Annotated in this window: 22 protein-coding genes; 15 read left to right on the top strand and 7 right to left on the bottom strand. The window is 34.8% G+C overall.

Annotated elements, in window-relative coordinates:
* The first annotated feature begins 27 nt into the window (after positions 1-27).
* Genes MTQ00_RS17525 through MTQ00_RS17505 form a run of 5 tightly spaced genes read left to right on the top strand, consistent with a single transcriptional unit; the run spans position 28 to position 4750 of the window.
* The gene (locus MTQ00_RS17525) at positions 28-567 is read left to right on the top strand and encodes an acyltransferase (RefSeq protein WP_172282319.1); all 540 of its coding nucleotides are present in this window, start codon (positions 28-30) and stop codon (positions 565-567) included.
* Positions 568-571: 4 nt separating this feature from the next.
* Positions 572-1405, top strand: coding sequence for a glycosyltransferase family 2 protein (locus MTQ00_RS17520; protein ID WP_273650470.1), 834 nt, complete (start codon positions 572-574; stop codon positions 1403-1405).
* A gap of 58 nt (positions 1406-1463) precedes the next feature.
* Positions 1464-2636 (top strand): glycosyltransferase, encoded by a 1173-nt coding sequence (locus MTQ00_RS17515; protein ID WP_273650469.1) that lies wholly within the window; start codon positions 1464-1466, stop codon positions 2634-2636.
* Between the two features lie 33 nt (positions 2637-2669).
* Positions 2670-4115 (top strand): AMP-binding protein, encoded by a 1446-nt coding sequence (locus tag MTQ00_RS17510; protein WP_273650468.1) that lies wholly within the window; start codon positions 2670-2672, stop codon positions 4113-4115.
* Positions 4112-4750 (top strand): GNAT family N-acetyltransferase, encoded by a 639-nt coding sequence (locus tag MTQ00_RS17505; RefSeq protein WP_273650467.1) that lies wholly within the window; start codon positions 4112-4114, stop codon positions 4748-4750. Before MTQ00_RS17510 ends, MTQ00_RS17505 begins: the two co-directional genes overlap by 4 nt.
* On the opposite strand, the gene MTQ00_RS17500 is transcribed toward MTQ00_RS17505, so the two are convergent.
* Complete coding sequence (locus MTQ00_RS17500) at positions 4747-4977, bottom strand: acyl carrier protein (RefSeq protein WP_172282309.1); 231 nt, start codon at positions 4975-4977, stop codon at positions 4747-4749. The two genes, MTQ00_RS17505 and MTQ00_RS17500, sit on opposite strands and share 4 nt — an antisense overlap.
* A gap of 56 nt (positions 4978-5033) precedes the next feature.
* On the opposite strand from MTQ00_RS17500, the gene MTQ00_RS17495 reads away from it, so the two are divergent.
* The 8 genes from MTQ00_RS17495 (at position 5034) to MTQ00_RS17460 (ending at position 11665) form a co-directional block, all read left to right on the top strand.
* Positions 5034-5591 carry an acyltransferase gene (locus MTQ00_RS17495; protein WP_273650466.1) on the top strand — a complete coding sequence of 186 codons (558 nt, stop codon included), beginning with the start codon at positions 5034-5036 and terminating at the stop codon, positions 5589-5591.
* Positions 5591-6739, top strand: coding sequence for a glycosyltransferase (locus MTQ00_RS17490; RefSeq protein WP_273650465.1), 1149 nt, complete (start codon positions 5591-5593; stop codon positions 6737-6739). The genes MTQ00_RS17495 and MTQ00_RS17490 overlap by 1 nt, the downstream gene beginning before the upstream one ends.
* 35 nt (positions 6740-6774) lie before the next feature.
* Positions 6775-7332, top strand: coding sequence for a serine acetyltransferase (locus MTQ00_RS17485; RefSeq protein WP_273650464.1), 558 nt, complete (start codon positions 6775-6777; stop codon positions 7330-7332).
* 328 nt (positions 7333-7660) lie between these two features.
* Positions 7661-8329 (top strand): carbonic anhydrase, encoded by a 669-nt coding sequence (locus tag MTQ00_RS17480; RefSeq protein WP_273650463.1) that lies wholly within the window; start codon positions 7661-7663, stop codon positions 8327-8329.
* Positions 8330-8349: 20 nt separating this feature from the next.
* The gene (locus MTQ00_RS17475) at positions 8350-8649 is read left to right on the top strand and encodes a hypothetical protein (RefSeq protein WP_172282300.1); all 300 of its coding nucleotides are present in this window, start codon (positions 8350-8352) and stop codon (positions 8647-8649) included.
* 146 nt (positions 8650-8795) lie between these two features.
* Positions 8796-10388 carry a SulP family inorganic anion transporter gene (locus MTQ00_RS17470; protein ID WP_172282299.1) on the top strand — a complete coding sequence of 531 codons (1593 nt, stop codon included), beginning with the start codon at positions 8796-8798 and terminating at the stop codon, positions 10386-10388.
* 57 nt (positions 10389-10445) lie between these two features.
* Complete coding sequence (locus MTQ00_RS17465) at positions 10446-11081, top strand: carbonic anhydrase (RefSeq protein WP_172282297.1); 636 nt, start codon at positions 10446-10448, stop codon at positions 11079-11081.
* 161 nt (positions 11082-11242) lie between these two features.
* Positions 11243-11665, top strand: a complete 423-nt coding sequence (locus MTQ00_RS17460; RefSeq protein WP_273650462.1) for a hypothetical protein — start codon at positions 11243-11245, stop codon at positions 11663-11665.
* Positions 11666-11709: 44 nt separating this feature from the next.
* On the opposite strand, the gene pth is transcribed toward MTQ00_RS17460, so the two are convergent.
* The 6 genes from pth to mfd form a co-directional block, all read right to left on the bottom strand.
* Complete coding sequence (gene pth, locus MTQ00_RS17455; RefSeq protein WP_273650461.1) at positions 11710-12273, bottom strand: aminoacyl-tRNA hydrolase; 564 nt, start codon at positions 12271-12273, stop codon at positions 11710-11712.
* Between the two features lie 85 nt (positions 12274-12358).
* A complete protein-coding gene (locus MTQ00_RS17450; RefSeq protein ID WP_172282292.1) occupies positions 12359-13291 on the bottom strand; it encodes a hypothetical protein in 933 nt (310 codons plus the stop codon).
* Positions 13292-13563: 272 nt separating this feature from the next.
* On the bottom strand, positions 13564-14307 hold the full coding sequence (locus tag MTQ00_RS17445; RefSeq protein WP_273650460.1) for a hypothetical protein: 744 nt from the start codon (positions 14305-14307) through the stop codon (positions 13564-13566).
* Between the two features lie 3 nt (positions 14308-14310).
* A complete protein-coding gene (locus MTQ00_RS17440) occupies positions 14311-15126 on the bottom strand; it encodes a hypothetical protein (RefSeq protein WP_273650459.1) in 816 nt (271 codons plus the stop codon).
* A 2-nt stretch (positions 15127-15128) separates the two neighbouring features.
* A complete protein-coding gene (locus MTQ00_RS17435; protein WP_228457018.1) occupies positions 15129-15938 on the bottom strand; it encodes a hypothetical protein in 810 nt (269 codons plus the stop codon).
* Between the two features lie 140 nt (positions 15939-16078).
* Positions 16079-19441, bottom strand: coding sequence for a transcription-repair coupling factor (gene mfd / locus MTQ00_RS17430; protein WP_273651072.1), 3363 nt, complete (start codon positions 19439-19441; stop codon positions 16079-16081).
* A gap of 263 nt (positions 19442-19704) precedes the next feature.
* Between mfd and MTQ00_RS17425 the strand changes: the two genes are divergently transcribed.
* On the top strand, positions 19705-20100 hold the full coding sequence (locus MTQ00_RS17425; protein ID WP_273650458.1) for a hypothetical protein: 396 nt from the start codon (positions 19705-19707) through the stop codon (positions 20098-20100).
* A gap of 177 nt (positions 20101-20277) precedes the next feature.
* Positions 20278-20559, top strand: coding sequence for a hypothetical protein (locus tag MTQ00_RS17420; RefSeq protein WP_273650457.1), 282 nt, complete (start codon positions 20278-20280; stop codon positions 20557-20559).
* Positions 20560-20603: the final 44 nt, after the last annotated feature.

Here is a 20603-nt window from a genome sequence, read left to right as displayed (position 1 = left end):
TATAAAAAAATAAACAAAGATAAAAGAATGCTTTCCCGATTTTTTGAAACTCTTCAAAGAAAAAAACAAATTACTATCCTTCACAAACATCCCAAAGTAATTTTAGGAAGTATAAAACTGGGGATTTCTAATCACTTTATCATCTATAAAAACATTGGAAAAGCAATTTTTGGTAAAAATATTAATTTCAGAAATTACATTCATATTTTAGTTAAGGATGAAGGAATCCTTGAAATTGGGGATAATGTTTTTATGAATAATTTTTGCTCTATCAATTGTTTAGACCACATCTCTATCGGTGAAAATACTTTGTTTGGTGAAAATGTAAAATTATATGACCATAACCATGCACACCAAAGTATACCGGAATTCAAAATTTTCCATAATGAGTTTACAAAAGCTCCTATAAAAATTGGGAAAAACTGTTGGTTAGGAAGCAATGTTACTATATTAAAAGGTGTAAATATCGGCGATAACTGTATAATAGGAGCAGGCTGCACCATATATAAAGATATTCCTGCTAATACAACAGTCCTTAATAAGCAGGAATTAATTTTCAAATCATAAAAAAATGAAATTTTCAGTTCTTATAGCACATTATAACAATGGTAATTACTTTAAAGATTGCTATGAAAGTCTTCAACAACAAACCTATACGAACTGGGAAGCTATCATAGTGGATGATTGTTCTGATGATACCGAGAAAGAAATGATAAAATCCCTGATATCCGATGACAGTAGGTTTTTGTTTTTTGAAAATGAGACCAATAAGGGAGTAGGCTATACCAAACGAAAATGCGCCGAACTTGCCACTGGTGAGATCTGTGGATTTGTGGATCCCGATGATGCCATTTTTCCGACAGCTATCGAAGAGTCAATAGAAGTTTTCAAACAGAAAAAAAATGTAGTCCTTACCTATTCCAGATTTTTATCATGTGATCAGAACTTAAATATTCTTTATCCTTTTAAATCTGCAAAACAGATCCTAAATAATGATCCTTATTTTTTTAATTATCCAATCCAGATTGCTCATTTTGTAGCATTCAGACGAGAAATATATTTAAAAACTGAAGGTATTGATTCTACATTAAAGAGTGCCGTTGATCAGGACCTATATTTAAAAATATTAGACTTTGGTGACGCATACTTTATTGCCAAGGATCTATATAAATACAGACTTCATCCTAATGGGGTATCTCAGGCAACATCAAAAGGAAAGGCTAAAGACTCATTTGCAAAAGTTATTTTTAATACATTCAAAAGAAGAAATATTATATCTATAAATGGGCGAGCTGTTCCCCAGGTTTATCAAAATGCTGAAGAGGTTTTCAGTTTACTTGATTATCAAACCAAAATGGCACACAGATTAAAGATTAAAATATTAACATTTTTGCAGAAAAATTAATATACTTGAAACTAAACACACTTCATAGAAAAAATTATCTATACAAAAGTTCAGAATAATGGAGCATAATAAAAAAATAAAAGTTCTTTTCAGACATCGCTCTATGGAGATTGGCGGTGTGGAAAAAGTAGTATTAAGTATGCTCAACAACCTGAACAAGGATAAATTTGAGCTCACAATATGCTTAAGCCTTAATCAGGGAGAGTTACGGAATGAGTTTCCTGACAACATTAGAAAAGTTTACATCGCGGAAGGGAAAGAAGATTTCTCAAAAAATCCGATTATTCAAAAAATTCAACTGGCTAGAAGAAAATTTAGACTTAATAAGATCGACAAAAATCCCAGGCTTACGGATGGGATTTTAAAAGATCAATATGATGTAGAGATTGCAACTACATACGGCATTTATAAAGCCGTTCTAAACTCCACAAATAAAGAATCTAAAAAGATTGCATGGCTTCATTCAGATCTTTCATTGGAAGGCTTTGCTCCTTACCGTGAGGAAATCTTTAAAAACATGCAACAGTTTGATTATATCATTTATGGTTCACAGCAATGTAAAGATATATTGACTGAAAAATTTCCGGACCTTAAGTTGCCTCCGGGCGAAGTTGTTCTGAATGCTATCCCCATAAAAGAGCTAAAAGCAAAAGCAAAAGCATTCATTCCTGAATTTGAAGAGCTCCCTACTTTTGTATCAGTGGGCAGACTGCACTATAGAAAAGGATACAGAACATTATTGGAGACTCACAAAAAACTAATTGATGACGGGTTTGATCATCGTATTGTTGTTATTGGTGATGGAGAGGATTATGAACTTCTTTCCAAAAGGATTGAGGAATTAAATGTAAAAAATTCTTTCAAGCTATTAGGTACCCAAATGAATCCATACCCATACGTTTCCAATGCAGATTTTTATATCATGCCGTCGGAAAGCGAAGGATGGCCATTAATTATTGCGGAAACCCTGATTCTCCAGAAACCCATACTAGCAACCAACGTGGGGGGAATTCCTGAAATGATTACCCATAAAGAATCCGGTTACCTGACAGATTATTCCCAGGAAGGTCTGTACAACGGTATCAGGGAATTTTTAACCAACAAAGAGCTTGTCCAACATATACAGGACAACCTGAAGGATATTGAAAAGCGCTTTGATAATGAAAAGATTTTCAAAAGTGTGGAAAATATTATCGAGAATCTATATCAAAGTAAAATTAAAAACCAATAACTCTTAAGTATATCATAACACAAGTTGCAAAAGATGAATTCCTTTATTGAAAATTTATACCAATCTTTTCTCCTCAACAACAAACAAGTTTGCTTAAGCATAGAGGATAAAGAATACACCTATGAGGAAGTCTTAAATCTGACCCATCAAATAAGATATCAGCTACAAACCATAAATTCTCAAAACGTAGGAATCTATCTCACTGATGATGTATACATGTATGCTTCAATTCTTGCAGTTTGGTTTGCAGGAAAAACATACGTTCCCATACATCCAGAATTTCCTTTCAGCAAGAATATGAATGTTATTCAGCAAGCGGATATAGAAGCAATCCTTACATCAGCTGAAATAACAGAGAACTATGAAACTAAGCTGATTGACACAAAAAAGATGGCTGAAGGGGTACTTTCTACACTACCTCAAGAGTCTTCCATAGATAATAACGCCTATATCCTCTTCACTTCCGGAAGTACAGGAAAGCCAAAAGGTGTTCCTATCAGGTTCTCCAATTTATACTATTTCTCTGATGCTTTCCATTCAACTTTTGGAAAATTAAATTCTGAGGATCGTGTGCTGCAAATGTTTGAGCTTACATTTGACCTTTCGGTAATGAGTTATCTGATTCCCTGGTTAAACGGAGCAACGGTTGTTGGTCTTCATAAAAAAGAAACTAAGTTTTTGCAGATCCTGGACCTGTTAGAAGCAGATAAAATTACGATAGCCTTAATGGTTCCAAGCATCTTAAATCTGATCATACCTTACCTTGATCCCGAAATAAAAAATAAAAGCTTAAGGCTAAATTTATTTTGTGGTGAGGCATTATTGACAAAGCAGATTACCGGGTGGAAAGATTTCGTACCCAATGCCAGTATCTACAATGTATATGGACCAACAGAAAATACAATTTTCTGCACTCATTATAAAGTGGAAGACCCGATAAAAGAAAAAAATGGCATCATAAGTATCGGAAAATCGGTTATCAACTCTACAATGAGCTTTTCTGACAATGAAATGAATGAAGGAGAACTTTTATTATCCGGAAAATTGTTGGCAAATTCTTATTGGAAAAATGAAGAAAAAACAAAAGAAGCATTTATTCAAAGAGATCATACAACTTTCTACAGGACAGGGGATTGGTGCGTAAAAGATAATGAAGGAGATTATTTCTATCTGAACAGGATCGATTTTCAGGCTAAGATCAATGGTTTCAGAGTAGAGTTAGCAGAAATCGAATATTTTTCAAATGAAAAACTGGAAAATGCAATCAGTGTTGCTGTTATTCACAAGGACAAAAACAATAATGATATTCTCGTCTTGTTTATCAATGAGCCAAGTATCAATGAAGATTTAATTCTTTCTCACCTGAAAGATAATCTTCCGGAATATTGTATTCCTTCAAAAATCATTAAACTCGAAAAGTTTCCGGTCAATACATCCGGAAAAATAGACCGAAACGAATTAAAAAAGACTTTGTTATGATCAGCATCAGAAAAGCCACAAAAGATGACATTCCCTTGATCATAAAAGGAATATTAGCCATTGAGAGCCATCCAATATCACTGTCTGATACTTACAGCAATATTTTCGGAAGCGACATTGATACGACTAAAGAATATCTTAATCAATTTTTTTTAGATGATGAGAACTTCGATACTGAATTATCTCTGAATACATATACCATAGCAGAAGTGGATGGGATAGCTGCAGGATGTTGTGCACTGATCCTTACCAATGTCAATTACTATCAGAATAAAAGTGAATTATTTCCGATTCATCTGAAAGGTGATCATTTATCTTCATTCATACATAAGGCAAAAAACTTACCTGAGACCAAAAGTTATTCTGAAAACAAATACCTGATCCAATATGTTTTTGTAGATGATCTCTTCAGAGGAAAAGGGGTGGCGGAATTTTTATTAAAGCACATCATTTCGGAGATGAAAAATCTTACTGATGAACTTTACATAGATGTACTAGAGAGCAGCCCGCATCTTATACAATACTATGCTAAATTTGGATTTTCCAAATATGAAACAATGGAAATAGACACTCAGGAAAATAAAGTTTACCCCAGTATCAAAAAGGTTATTCTGAAAAAGAATTTAAAAGACTAGTCGAACTTCTCTTTTCCTATGGCTTCCGTTAAATCTTTTATAGTATTAATACTTCTGAAAGATCTTGGATTAAGGCTTACGCCAAATTGATTTTCAACCAACTGCATAACCAAAACTGCTGACAGAGATCCATAGCTCTCTAATTCCTTAAAATGCGTATCCGCAGTTATTGTAGTTTTTTCGTTAAGTTCTTGCTGAAGCAGTTCGCAAAAATGTTCGATCTTCATTGTGTTATATATTTGGAGGGACAAATTTATAAAATAATTTCTAACTTTGTTTTACTATGATGATATATAAGATTATTAATAAAATATCTACCCTTACTCAGGATTTCCAACATTCCGTTTACCTTAAAATATGCAAAAACAGCGGGCTAAAATTAGGAAAGAATGTAGTGATACGAAATAATGTTTCCTTTGGCTCCGAACCATTTCTCGTGGAAATTGGAGATGATACAAGAATTGCCTCTGGGGTAACGTTTGTAACTCATTCAGGAGCTACTGCCAATATCAGGAAGCTGGAAGGCTATGAAGAGGTAAGAAATTTCGGATGGATAAAAGTTGGGAAAAACTGTGCCATCGGTAGCAATTCGGTAATATTACAAAATGTTGAGATAGGAGATAATTGTGTTCTCGGAGCTAATTCAGTTTTGTCCGAATCAATGCCTGAACATACTGTCTACGCAGGAAATCCCGCCAAATATGTTTGCGAAATAGAAGATTATGCTGATGTTCTAAAAAAAACCACGATTGACTATCCTATCCATCTTGAAAAGAATAGAAAAGAGCTTAACCAGTGGCTGAAATTGAATTTACCTCAAAAGTTCAAAACTTCGAAATAGTGCCTAAGAAAAAGATCCTTATCAGAATTGGTTCCCTACGTCACGGCGGCGCAGAAAAAGTACTTGTAACTTTTCTAAAAAATTTACCTTCTGATCGCTATGAAATTGATTTACTCTTAAATTTATACTCTGGAAAGTATTTACCGGAAGTCCCGGATTGGATCAATGTCATTTACCTTAATAAAGGTGAAATGATCACTACAAACCGTATACAGGATATTCCTAAAAAAGCAATCCGTGTTATTTATCAGAAATCACTAAACCGATTTCCGTCTCTTCTTTACAATGGTAAATTAAAAAATAAAAAATACGACATTGAGTTTGCCGCTATCCACGGAATGCGGGATGAAATTCTAAATTCTCCTCTTCAATCATCTAAAAAAATCGTCTGGATCCATAATGATTTATCACAAGTCAAAGGATATACCCATGATGAAATCCGTAAATTTTTCGGATTTGATAAAATACTGGTTATTTCTGAAAAGATTGAACAGCTATTTTATAAGGCAGCAAAAAATGAATCGGAGAAACACAAAATTATTAAGATCTACAACCCTCTTGACACAGAGGAAATTCTACAAAAAGCAGAAAAATCAATTGATGATTACAGCTTTGATTCGTCTGTACCCACTTTTGTTTCCGTGGGAACCGTATTTCCACAAAAAGGATTTGACAGACTTTTAAAAGTTCACCAAAGACTTATTGATGAAGGCTTAAAACATAGGATTTTAATTATCGGAGACGGATATGATTTTGAAAACATCAAAAAATTGAAATCGGAACTTGGAATAGATGAAACGGCAACCATGCTAGGATTTACGGACAACCCTTATCCCTACTTCAAAAGTGCCGACTTTTATATTTTAAGTTCAAGATATGAAGGTTTTCCTACGGTTTTATTTGAGGCCATAACTTTAAAAAAGAAAATTATTGCTACAGATGTTTCCGGGGTAGAGGAAATGTTGAACAACGGGGAACTTGGTATGATCGTAGATAATTCCGAAGAAGGCATCTACTCCGGAATGAAGCAGGCTTTATTACATCCAGATACTTTTCTACAATATAAAGAGGCTTTGAATAATTACCTTATGCCTTTTAACCTTAAAAATTCCGTACAGAAAATAACCCGTATTTTAGATGAGTTATAAATAAATTTATCTTTCTAACCCTACATATAATTTATATGCCAGATCAATATACTACTATCCAAAAAGACTTCTACCGCGAAAATGGAAAATGGCTTTCTAAATTTGAGATGTGGGCTAAATGTGTAAACCCCAACCTCCATTTTATTTATATACTTAGAAAAGCCCAATCCTACAAAAAGAAATCCCTTGCCGGAGCATTCTGGAGATTTGTATTAAGGCACCACCAGATAAAGTATGGGTTTCAGATCTATCCGGAAACCCAAATTGGAGAAGGGTTTTACTTAGGACATTGGGGAAGTTTGGTCATTAATCCTAAAACCAAGATCGGAATTAATTGTAACATTGCCCAAGGTGTAACCATTGGCCAGCAAAACCGGGGGAAAAACACAGGAATTCCGGCTATTGGAAATGAAGTATGGATAGGCGCTAACGCTGTAATCGTAGGTGGAATTACTATTGGAGACAATGTACTAATTGCACCCAACTCCTATGTTAACTTTGATATTCCTTCCAATTCTGTAGTTGTAGGTAATCCTGGAAAAATATATCCCAAAGAAGATGCTACGGAGGGATATATCAATAACAAAGTATAAAATTTCCGCTTTGCTGAAAAGCATGTTTTAAGCATTTAAGAATATTTTAATTCTTAAATCCACACATTCTGTCTAATTGTTCGTATTTTTATTTAGATTTTTGTTCCGTTTAAATTTTGAAAAAGTCAATAATTAGTATTAAAAATAAGATATAATGCCTGATTTTAAAGCAGATGTATGATTTTAAGCATATTTTAATATTAAACTTTGTTAAAAGAGATCAACTTTTCATCAAAAATTATATTTTTGCATAATTATTGATTTGATCTATTGGATTTGAAAATAATTTAAACGAAATGAATAATTATAAACCTTAAAAATTTATTTTATGTCCCAATCGTACGAAGTTATTTTTGAAAACAACAAAAAATGGGTCGAATCCAAAATTTCACAGGATCCGGCTTTCTTTGAAGAATTAGCCAAAACCCAACATCCGGACTACCTATATATAGGGTGCTCGGACAGTAGGGCGACAGCTGAAGAATTAATGGGAGCTAAACCTGGAGAAGTTTTTGTCCACAGAAACATTGCCAATGTTGTAAATACTTTGGATATGAGTTCTACAGCGGTTATTCAATATGCGGTAGAACATTTAAAAGTAAAACACATTATTGTTTGTGGGCATTATAATTGTGGTGGAGTAAAAGCAGCGATGACCCCTCAGGATTTAGGATTATTAAATCCCTGGCTTAGAAATATTCGCGATGTTTACAGATTACACCAGACTGAACTGGATTCAATTCAGGATGAAGGAAAACGTTATGACAGGCTTGTAGAACTTAATGTTCAGGAGCAATGTATCAACGTAATCAAAATGGCCTGTGTTCAGGAGAGATACATATTAGAAGAGTATCCTATAGTTCATGGCTGGGTTTTCGACCTTCGAACCGGAAAAATTATTGATCTGGACATTGACTTTGAAAAGGTTTTGAAAGACATCCAGAAAATATATAATCTAACCGAATCAGACTGGGTCATGAACAGAAAAACAAAATAGTTTTTCCAAAAAAGAGTGAAATGAAATTCTGGAGTATTATTGTATTGACGGTTTTCCTAAACTTTACAGCCTTGCCGAGCATTGCTGCAGTAGCGGGCTGGGATTTACTGAGAACCAATATAATAGTCAATGAAGAAGAACCACACTCCCATCCTACTTCTTTTACAGTGTACGAAAAAACACTTCCTAAAACATTAGATGTATTTGATTATCTCAAGTTCTTTGAACCGGACGTAAAAGACAGATCTTTTGTATTGGTGGATGATGATTTTCACCTGTCTCCCTTATTAACCATATTTTCTCCGCCTCCCGAAGCTTAATTTTTATAGTTAGAGTTTTTTGATACCTATTCCTTATCAACTTTTTTGATAATGAATACATACGTGCTTTAAAAATTAAATTTTCAATCTTTATAACTAGCTTATTTAAAGACAAATATGCTGGTTATATCTCACAGCTTCACATCATGAAAAAGACATCATTAATAGGAGGAATCAAGGAAAATTTCCCTTCAGGACTCGTGGTATTCTTAGTAGCACTTCCTCTTTGTTTAGGAATTGCTTTAGCATCAGGTGCACCTCCTTTATCCGGAATTATCGCCGGTATCGTAGGTGGCCTGGTCGTAGGAACAATAAGTAATTCAAACATTTCTGTTTCCGGCCCTGCAGCTGGTTTAACAGCAATTGTTTTAACAGCCATTACAGATCTTGGCGCCTTTGAATTGTTTCTTTGTGCAGGAATTATTGCAGGATTTATTCAATTGATTTTAGGGTTTGCAAGAGCTGGAAGTATTTCCAACTACTTCCCTAATAATGTAATTGAGGGAATGCTTGCGGCAATAGGAATTATTATTATCCTAAAACAGATTCCCCATGCATTAGGATTCGATAAAGACTACGAAGGACATGAATCTATTTTCGACAATGGCTTAAACTTTAATTACTTTACCGAGCTTTTCGGGGCCATACATCCGGGAGCCGTTCTTGTAACAGTAGTATCAGTGAGTATTCTTCTGCTTTGGGATAAAGTTCCCGCACTTAGGAGAATGAAGATGCTTCCTGGAGCATTGGTTGCCGTAGTTACAGGAATCCTATTAAATGAAACTTTTAAAATGACTGGAAGCCCACTGGCCATAAAAACAGAACACTTGGTTTCATTACCTGTTCCAAAATCCATTGATGATTTTAAAAATTTAATCTTATTACCGGATTTTACCGGATTTACAAATCCCAAAGTATGGATCGCGGGTGCAACGATCGCTATTGTTGCCTCCATTGAGACCTTGCTTTGTATTGAAGCATCTGACAGGCTGGACAGACAGAGAAGAATAACAGATACCAATTTAGAACTTAAAGCACAGGGAATCGGAAACCTTGTCAGCTCATTTATCGGCGGACTACCTATGACCTCCGTTGTTGTAAGAAGCTCGGCAAATGCTAATGCAGGGGCAACATCAAAGCTCTCAGCAATGATTCACGGTGTTCTGCTTCTGGTATGCGTACTGACCATACCATTTCTACTTAATTTAATACCCTTGGCAACTTTAGCCGCCGTATTAATTTTAGTAGGATATAAATTAGCAAAACCGGCTACATTCAAACATTTCTGGCATTTGGGAAAATTTCAGTTTATCCCTTTTTTAGCAACAGTTGTAGCTGTTGTGGCAACAGACTTGTTAAAAGGAGTTGGAATAGGTCTTGCCATTTCCATTTTCTACATCCTCCAGGGAAATATGAAAAGAGCATATTACCTTAGTAGGGAGAATCTGGATGATGCAGACGAAATCAATATCAAACTGGCTGAAGAAGTTTCTTTTTTAAACAAAGCAGCCATCAAAAAAACACTTAAAAATATAAAACCTAATTCTGCAGTAACCATCGATGCCAGGGATACTTCATATATAGCGACAGACGTTTTAGAAATGATCCAGGATTTTGCCAACATCCGCGCAAAAGAAGAGGATATAACGGTAGAGCTTCTGGGCTTCAAAACCTCGTACAGAGATTACGAAAAAAATGAAGATTCACACATACTGGTTACACACAGAAGAGCTATGTAAGCTCATTTATCAACAATTATTTTTTAACTTTAAAATTTGAAAAAACCATTAAATTATATGAAAGCACATACGTACGAAACCCAATCAACGATTACTCCCGAGAAAGCTTTAGAGTTTTTAAAAGAAGGAAACCAAAGATTTGTAAACAACTTAAAGGCTAACAGAGACCTTTTGGAACAGGTAAATGCTACCCGTGAAGGACAGTGGCCTTTTGCAGTTGTTTTAAGCTGTATAGACAGCCGTACCTCAGCAGAGCTAATCTTTGACCAGGGATTGGGTGATGTTTTCAGCATCAGAATTGCCGGTAACTTTGTAAATCAGGATATTCTGGGATCAATGGAGTTCGGTTGTAATGTTGCAGGTTCCAAACTTATCGTTGTTTTAGGGCATACCAAATGTGGTGCCTTAAAAGGAGGACTTGATGCCGCACAAATCGAAGGAATGGGAATGGATAACCTGAACCACCTGATTAACCATTTTGATCCGATCATCAATGAAGTGATTGAAGAGAATGAAGAACGTTCATCAAAAAACAGTTCTTTATTAGAAAGACTGAATCATCAGAATGTAAAAAATGCTATCGAAGACATCCGTAAACAAAGTTCAACGCTTAGAAACCTTGAAAATGAAGGTAAAATCAAAATCGTTGGAGCGAACTACGATGTTGAAACAGGTGCTGTAACCTGGTTATAGTATTCAGATATTACTATGTAATAGTTTAGATTAATTAATTTTTAAATTCACAATAAAGAACCATCGCACCCCGGTGGTTCTTTTATTTCAAGCATAAGAATTTTCAAGGCTCAATTTTTCCTTACATTTGATGCGTAAAAATTAATGTTGCAGACAAACTTATGAAACTACAGGACAACTTCATTCTGATTGGAATTTTAGTAATATTGAGCGGATCTTTAAAAGCACAAAAGCAAGTTACAGATACCCTCGCTTATCTTAAAAAATTTGAAACAAACAAAGAAAAATACATTGGTAAACCTTTTTCACTACTACTAAAAGACCTTTCCCAGTTACAACCTAAAAAAGCAAAATCAGATATTAATGAAAATCCCGGTAGTCCTTTGTTAAATACGATATTCAGGTTTTCAGAAAGCGATATCAACTCCGCTCAGGAACCCACAATGATTATTAAATGGAAACCTGATAACTCTCCCACAACTCCAATAGAGTTTTTTGAACAGGAGCATAATTACCGTTTTACAACCAGTGAAAGGAATTTTTTTGAAAAGAAAATTGTAAAGGATATTGTTGTTGCTAAATAATAAAACCTCCTGACGGAGGTTTATTGTTTTATGTAAAATCTGATTTATTTTCCGTTGAAAGCTGACATTGTATTATTAATGCCCGCAAAAACAAATGAAAGGCAGGCCTTTGAAAATTGTTCAATTCTTTCTGGCAATTTTTCTCTTTCCTCTTCATTCCACGTACCCAAAACATAATCTACCTGTCTCCCTTCAGTAAAGTCCGCAGAAATTCCAAAGCGAAGCCGTGCGTAATTCTGTGTCTTCAGAACTTCATTAATATTTTTTAAACCGTTGTGTCCCGCATCAGATCCTTTCATTTTCATTCTTAAGGTCCCGAAAGGAAGTACCAGATCATCCGTAATAATTAATATATTTTCCAGAGGGATATTTTCTTTCTGCATCCAGTATTTTACAGCATTACCAGAAAGATTCATATAAGTGTCCGGTTTTAAAATAAAGACTTTCCTACCTTTATATTTCCCTTCTGCCATCCATCCGAAATTGGTTGTATTAAATGAAGTTTCAAGACTTTCTGCTATTTTTTCTGCAACCTTGAATCCTATATTATGACGTGTATTTTCATATTCCGCACCCTTGTTACCAAGTCCGACTATTAAATATTTCATTTGAAATTTTTTGCAAAATTAAGGGATAAAAAATAAAAAAACTCAATCCGTTAAAGAATTGAGTTGATCTATTGTTAAAAAAATTTTATAAAGGCTTGTAGATATAATTTATTCCATACCCTTTTGTTACGTAAGTCTGCGGATCGTAATGATAATCTGTACTGAACACTGCCGGAACAGGAATAGGTGTCGTAAGATCCGTTATCGCCATTCTCTTAGGACTGTTTGGAGATAGGATCAAACTTCTCTTATCATTCATTTCTGTAGAAAGGATCACAGATATTTTATAAGCAAAAGGAAGCAATGTATATGCACTTATCTGAGTGTCAAAGTTCGCATAATCATAACCCAGTTTACCTGTTGGTGCGCCAAATACGTCATTACTCATCGGGCCATAATGTCTTACTACTTTACTTACATTATCCCCTAAATAAGTATACCCAGTTCTTGAATAGTTTTTGTAAACAAACGGAACTCCTGAAACATCCTCTCCTGATCTCATGATAATACTGTCAAGCTTGCTTGTTGAAGCTGCATATTTCAAATTATAAAGAGTCTTGGTTTTTCTGAAAAGAGTTTGAGGACCTGGAGGATCTCCCGGAATAACCGGAGGTGTTCTCCTGAACACTGAACGGCTTTCAGATACCTTATCTATTTTTCCCGATACACCATAAGTGAAAATCTGAGAATACGAAACACTATCCTTATCTAATTTTCCATTATTATCTAAATCAAGAAAACCTCTGAAATCAATCTTGCTTACCTTATCTCCGCTATACATAATATCTGTAATAGAAGCACTATCTGTAAGCACACGGGATAAAAGCAGCCCACTGTAATGATACTCTGCAATGGTATCAGCATCCGTAATTTCTCTATACAAAGCTCTAGGCCCTGTCAGTCCGGTATTGTTATGTAAATCAACAAGTGGATTTCCGTCTTCATCAATAAGATCTTTACACGAATGAATGGAAGAAAAACCAGCAAACAGTAAAATAAAATAGAAAAGTTGTTTCATTTCCAAGGGGATTATTTATTTTTTCACAAATATAATTTTTTTTTAAACAAAAAGCATATATTTATTTATATTATAAGAAAACTAACAATCAAATAAGCAGGTTTTCTTGTACTTTAGATATTCTGAAGAGAAAAGTTGGGCAAAAAAACATATTTCACTGTAGACTATATCTTTAGAAGAGCTATTTACTTATAAGTAAGTTGTGCTATAAAACAAAAAAACTAAAAGACCCGCTTTTAGTTTTTTTGTTTTTTTATCGATAAAATTAATGATTAGTAAGGTTGCAGTACCTGAGTAGTAAGTACTGATTGTGCCATATCATCATTTAAATAAGTTGTATTTACAGCTTTTCCTGTTCCTAAAGTTCCGGAGTTCAGGTTTCTTTTAGTACATGCTGCTTTAACGCTATAGTTATTCTGAGGAGTAAGGTTAGTAAGTGTAGCATTAAGATTGAAAATCTTATTTGTACCATCACCTCCAACCAAAACGTCTGTTCTCACAGCCTTAAGCGTATTGTTCACAAAAATTCCGCAAGCATAACTTATTGAAGAATTTGCATTAGCTGTTTTTTGTGTCGTTGTCTGAAAAGTAAACACTACTTTATTCGTTGCATTGGTAATAGAAAAAGTATCAACAGCTCCTGTCAGAACTGTCCAAGTAGCATCCAGTGCCGCATTTTCTGCATAAGGTGATGTAGAACCGTTTGCCCCTGAAAAAGTAGCACCTACTTTATCAGAAACCGTATTGATGGAAAACAAAGCCATACTACCCTGTCCGTCTGCAATCTTTATACTTTTCCAATCGTTACTAACCATATCGGAATTGTTATGAAAAATCTCTCCGGCATTTCCTGCGTTCCCTTTTACGGTATTAGTCCCTCCTGTTCTCAATTCTTTATTTACATTGACATCTCCATTAATATCTAATGTGTTTACAGGTGTTTTAGTATTGATTCCCACTTGAGCTTTAGACAAACCAACACCTAATAATAATGTTATTAAAAATATTTTTTTCATGATTTAATTTAAAATGGTGTTAAAGACTTGAGGGATTTCGTAAACGTCCACTTTAAGAGAAGACTGTGCAATAAAACTGTCAATATTAGTTGCCACATTGATTCCTATTCCTAAAGTAACATTACTCGTATTGTATGACTGTAGTCTTGAACAAGCAACACTTACTGTATGTGTTCCTTTTGTAAGGTTCGAAGCAATTCCGATTTGATTATGTGTCAAAAAGGTATTTGTTGCAGTACTGGCTTTAATATTCCCTTGTCTTAGGTTCACCAATTTATTATCTACAAAGATTCCGCAAGCATAATCAATCGAAGTATCTGTAGCACCATTAGCAGGGAAATTCGTATGAATTACAGTTTCAAACTGAAAATACGTTTTACTATCCGTACTGTATACCTGGAACGGCTGAGATAAAGCATTGATCTTTTTAAAGTTATTAAAAGTGCTGAAGTCGCTCCCTTTTACAAAGCTCGTAGATCGTGTAGATCTTGTAGAAGATTCCTCAGTTCCAGTAAAAGTAACACCTGTTCTATCTGAAAAAGAGTTATTAAAGATCAGGTAAAACTGATTAGGTTCATATTCAGGAATTCTAAGTGTTTTCCAAATCGGAGGATAATTTTCTCCCTGTGAAACCAATATCTGGCCATTTGTCCCCTGGACGAGGCTATTGTCTGTTGTATTTAAAACAACCAGTTTATTACGAAGGTTAATATCTCCGTTTACATCAAGTTTTGCTCTTGGAGTTACTGTTTTTATTCCTATCTGCGCAGAAACAGAAAGCCCGATTGATAAGAATAGAAGCGATAATATATTTTTCATAATTAGTTGGCTTTGTAGGTTACGTATTCAATAATATCAATCTTTAGATCCGATTCTAAAGTAAAGGCATTAGAAACTGTATTGGAATTCGAAATGTTACGTCCAATCGAAAATTGGCTGTTCACATCAGAAGACTCAATTTTTCTACAAGCCACTTCAATTTTCTGAGCACCAAGGGGAACGTTTTGCTCAGTGTAATTCAGTGTAAAAATATAATCCTGAAATCCTCCTTTGTCTGTATTATTTGTAGAAGAGACCTTATCAGGACGAACAGCAACAAGCTTACCTCCTCTGAATACTCCGCATGTAAAGCTTATATTCTGGGAAGTAGTAGCCACGGGAGCTTTCAATTCAATCCCTGTCTGGAATTGGTAAGTAATCCTGTTTTTAGGATTTTTAACTGTAAAATTATTTTCAAGGCCTTCAATCTTCACCCATTTACCCTTGCTGGTATCGGTTATATTATCCCCAACAACATTGGTATAGATCATATCACCTGCCACACCATTAGATAGACTGGTAATTCCTTTTTGATCCAGAGACAAGTACGAGTTAATTAATTTGTACTGTCCTTCTTCCATAAAAGATACGTTGATTGATTTCCATACAGGAGGTAGATTTTCTCCCTGCGAAACTAAAACTTGTCCGTTTAGTCCGGCATTTCCAACTTGAGTAGGAGTACCTCCCACTCTTAATTCTTTTCTTAAGGTGGTTTTCCCGTTTACATCGAGAGTCGAATTTGGTGAATTAGTGTCAATTCCCACCTGCGCGTGAGCATAGACAGAGCAAAGCCCTGCTATGCAGTAATACATAGTTTTTTTCATAATAAGCGGCACAAAGGTACACAATTTTAATATAAAACCCTATAGTTTAATTATTTATACCATAGAAATATGCCTATGTATTAATAGAATTCTTCGTAACGAAAAGTAGAATTATCTTTAAAACAGGGCTATAGCTGCAATATAGACCTCAACAAAATATTTACTTCATCTACATTTTTCACCTTATCTTTTCTCATCATTAAATTATTCCCTTCTTTTCCTATTTTTTCTTTTAATTGAGCCTCCGAAGGATTTTGAGTAAGGTAATTAATAATGTGCCTGAATTTTTCTGTCTGATAAAACTTATCTTGTGGATTACCTGGAAAATACCCTAAAAACACACCATTCTTCATAACTATTTTTTCAAATCCAATGTCTGCAGCGAGCCATTTTAAAGACACACTTTTTAAAAGATTAACAGCTTCCTCCGGTAAAGGCCCAAAACGGTCTATCAATTCGGATTCAAATTTCTGAAGATCTTTTTCATTATCAATTTCTGCAATCTTCTGATACAGCAATAACCTCTCTTCTGTATTAGAGATATAGAAATCAGGAAGCATGAGCTCCAGGTCGGTATCTATATTCACTTCCTTTACAGATTTAAAAAGTTTCTGCCTGTCCTCTTCATTGTCAAACAGGTTTTCAAAATCTTCATCATCTTTTAACTCCTCCAAAGCTTCCTGCATCAGCTTCTGGTATGTTTCAAATCCCATTTCATTAATAAATCCACTTTGCTCAGCACCTAACAAATCTCCTGCGCCACGGATTTCCAGATCTTTCATGGCAATCTGGAATCCACTTCCAAGATCTGAAAACTGTTCAATAGCTTCCAATCTCTTTCTCGCATCAGAAGTCATCATATCATAAGGAGGAGTGATCAGATAACAGAAAGCTTTCCTGTTACTTCGTCCAACCCTTCCCCTCATCTGGTGGAGATCTGCCATACCAAACCTTTGAGCATCATTGATAAATATCGTATTGGCATTCGGAACATCTACCCCACTTTCCACAATAGTTGTTGAGACCAGTACATCATATTTGCCCTCCATAAAATCAAGGACATTCCGCTCCAGCTGCTTCCCTTCCATTTGGCCATGACCGGTAATAACCCTGGCGTCCGGAACCAATCTCTGGATGAGTCCCGCAATATCTTTTAAATTTTCAATCCGGTTGTTGATAAAATAGACTTGTCCGTCTCTTTGTAATTCATATGAAACGGCATCACGAAGAATCTCTTCATTAAACCCGATAATCTGAGTATCTACCGGCTGCCTGTTAGGTGGTGGTGTTTTGATGACAGATAAATCTCTTGCAGCCATTAAGGAGAACTGCAAAGTTCTCGGAATAGGTGTCGCCGTCAGTGTAAGTGTATCCACATTGCTTTTAAGCGTTTTCAGCTTATCTTTTACGGAAACTCCGAACTTATGTTCCTCATCAATAATCAACAAGCCTAAATCTTTAAACTTAACACTATTGCTGGCAAGCTGATGCGTTCCTATGATGATATCTACTTTACCATTTTTTAATCCTTCTAAAGCTTCCGATTTTTGTTTTGCTGACCTGAATCTATTGATGTATGAAACATTCACCGGAAAATCTTTCAGTCTTTCCTTAAAGCTTCTGTAATGCTGAAATGCAAGAATTGTCGTTGGAACTAAAACCGCAACCTGTTTACCATCTGTTGCTGCCTTAAACGCAGCCCTTATTGCAACTTCTGTTTTGCCAAAACCTACATCTCCACACACCAGACGATCCATCACAGTACTAGCCTCCATATCCGCCTTCACATCAATCGTTGCTTTTTCCTGATCCGGAGTATCTTCATAAATAAAACTGGCTTCCAATTCATTTTGTAAATAAGAATCCGGGGTATAAGCAAAACCTTGAGCGGTTTTTCTTTGTGCATAAAGTTTGATAAGATCAAAAGCGATCTGCTTTACTTTTGCTTTTGTTTTTTGCTTTAAAGACTTCCATGCCGGAGATCCTAATTTACTCAGAACAACTTCTTTGCCATCAGGCCCGTTATATTTTGATATTTTATGAAGTGAATGAATACTTACGTAAAGTAAATCTCCATTTTTATAGGTAAGTTTAAAACATTCCTGAATTTTCCCATCATTATTAACTTTTACCAATCCCATAAATTTACCGATCCCATGATCGATATGGGCAATATAATCCCCGACTTTAAGAGACATAAGATCCTTGAGGGTAAGCTGCTCAGATTTAGCAAAAGTATTTTTAGCCTTATATCTTTGATAACGGTCAAATATCTGATGATCGGTATACACAGATATTTTATGGTTATTATCAACAAAACCTTCATGAAGTTCAGATTTAAAGCTTTTGAAGATCATTTGATGTTCAAGTTCTTCAAAAATTGACTCCAGTCGTTCTCTTTGTTTTTCTGTTGAAAACGAAATCCAGGTATCGAAACCGTCATTCTGCTTCTCTTCCAGATCCTGAATTAATAATTCAAAATTTTTATGAAAAGAAGGCTGGGAAGTTTGCTCTATACTAATCTCATAAGTGTTAAGCCCTTCAATAGCAACACTGCTGAAATCAATTGTTTTGAACTTCTTGTAATCAAATAAAAACTCCTGATCGGAAATGAACAATTCGTCAGGAGTCCTGTGAGCAATATCTTTACTTAAAGATTCATACTTTTCCAACGACTTCTCATAGAATGATCTTATTTTTTGCAATCCTACCACTCCATTTCTCGAAATCACAAAACTCTCTTTCGGCAGAAGCTGAAGTAAGGAAACCCGGCTGCCAGAAACCGAAAAGTTCATATTTGAAACAAGCTGAAATTCTTTGATCTTATCTACCGACAGCTGCGTTTCAATGTCAAAAGTTTTGATGCTTTCTACCTCGTTACCAAAAAAAGTGATTCTATAAGGCTTTTCATTAGAGTAAGAAAAAACATCTACAATTCCTCCTCTTACTGAAAACTCCCCAGGCTCGGATACAAAATCTGCCTGCTGAAACTGATAATGGGAAAGCAGTTCATCCACAAAATCAAAATCGAGCTGATCTCCTACTTTGATATGATGTGAAATTGCTTTAAAATCTTCTTTTTTCAGAACTTTCTCTGATAAAGCTCCGGCATATGCTACAATTACTTTTGGAGATTTCCCGGAATTTATTTTATTTAAAACCTCTGTTCTTAAAACAAGATTTGCATTCTGAGTTTTTTCAACCTGATAGGGTTCAAGATGAGTGGCAGGAAAATAAAGAACCTTGTCTTTACCCAACAGATCTTCCATTTCCGTATTAGCATAAAGAGCATCTTCCTTATCATCTATAATGTAAAGAATATTCTTCTTTTGGGTCAGGAAAAGCTCTGCCACAAAAACAGAAGTGGAAGATCCTGCATTCCCTTTTACCGAGATGTGTTGATTCGCTTCCAGTTGTGTGAAAATTTCTTTGCCAAATTCTTTTTGTAGTAAATCCGGAAGAAATTTTTCATGAATAGGTTTTAACTGCATAAGTAATAACGGTATAAACGACAAAATCGATTTCGGAAGTTCTCCGAAACCGTTCATTAATTTAGAACAAAGGTAGCTATATTTTTTCCAACCCAATAAAATAGCAAATTATTCAAAAATCAAAATAATCCACCATCGATAATCTAAATAGCATCTTTTTACTAAAAACTCTAATTAAAAGTTAAAAAACTAACCATTTTACTTCATGGCACAGTGTTTGAAAACTTCATTCATACGAATATAACAACACTAAAAATAGTATTATGAAAAAAGCAATTAAAATTCTGGGCATTTTTATGGTGACATTTTTTGCAGCAGTCACTATAGCATCATGTAGCAGGGATGATGATCCTGCAAACAATGATTTCTTCGCAGGCACATACCGTGGAAGCGTATCTTATAACGACGGTGGTTCAACAAATACAAGCACCAATGACGGTAGTGTATTTGTAACCAAAATCGCCAGCGGTACAAAGTATAATTTTCGATTTTCAAACGGCATTCCCGACCTTAATGGAATAGAGTTTGAGCAAAAAGGTGATAATAGTTTAGTTATGATTGGTTCCAGCGCAACCTCTTATATAAGGATTGATAATAATGAATTAAAGATCCTTTATCTTAAAGACGGCAAAACGTGGACAGCCAATTGTACACGATAATAATTATTTTTTTTAACAGGCCTGTTTCTTTTTAGAAACAGGTTTTTTCTTTTAATATCTGCGATCATTTAATCTTTTTTTAATCTGTAATAAACTTTAGTTAAGTTTCTATATACTAGATCTATCTGTACGATTTTTGCATACCTTTACTCAACAAAACCAAAATAATGTAATTCTATGAAAAAATTATTAACCGCAATGTCATTAATCTTAGGATTAGGTCTTGCAACTGCTCAACAAACAACTCCGGCAACTGCAACTAAAACTGTTCAGCAGGCTCCGAAAACTTTGAAAGCTCAGGAAGCGCCAAAAACATTGAAAGCAACTGAAACTAAATCTGCTGCTACTTCAAATGGAATGAAAATGAAAAAGGACGGAACTCCTGATAAAAGATACAAAGCAAACAAACATTTAAAAAAAGACGGCACACCAGATAAAAGGTATAAAGCCAACAAATAAACTCAACATATAGTTGTTATTTTCATAATCAAATTTCGAAGAAC

Origin of the sequence: Chryseobacterium sp. B21-037 (assembly GCF_028570785.1) — a bacterium.
GTDB lineage: Bacteria > Bacteroidota > Bacteroidia > Flavobacteriales > Weeksellaceae > Chryseobacterium > Chryseobacterium proteolyticum.
This window is presented reverse-complemented; position numbering and strand designations above follow the sequence as displayed.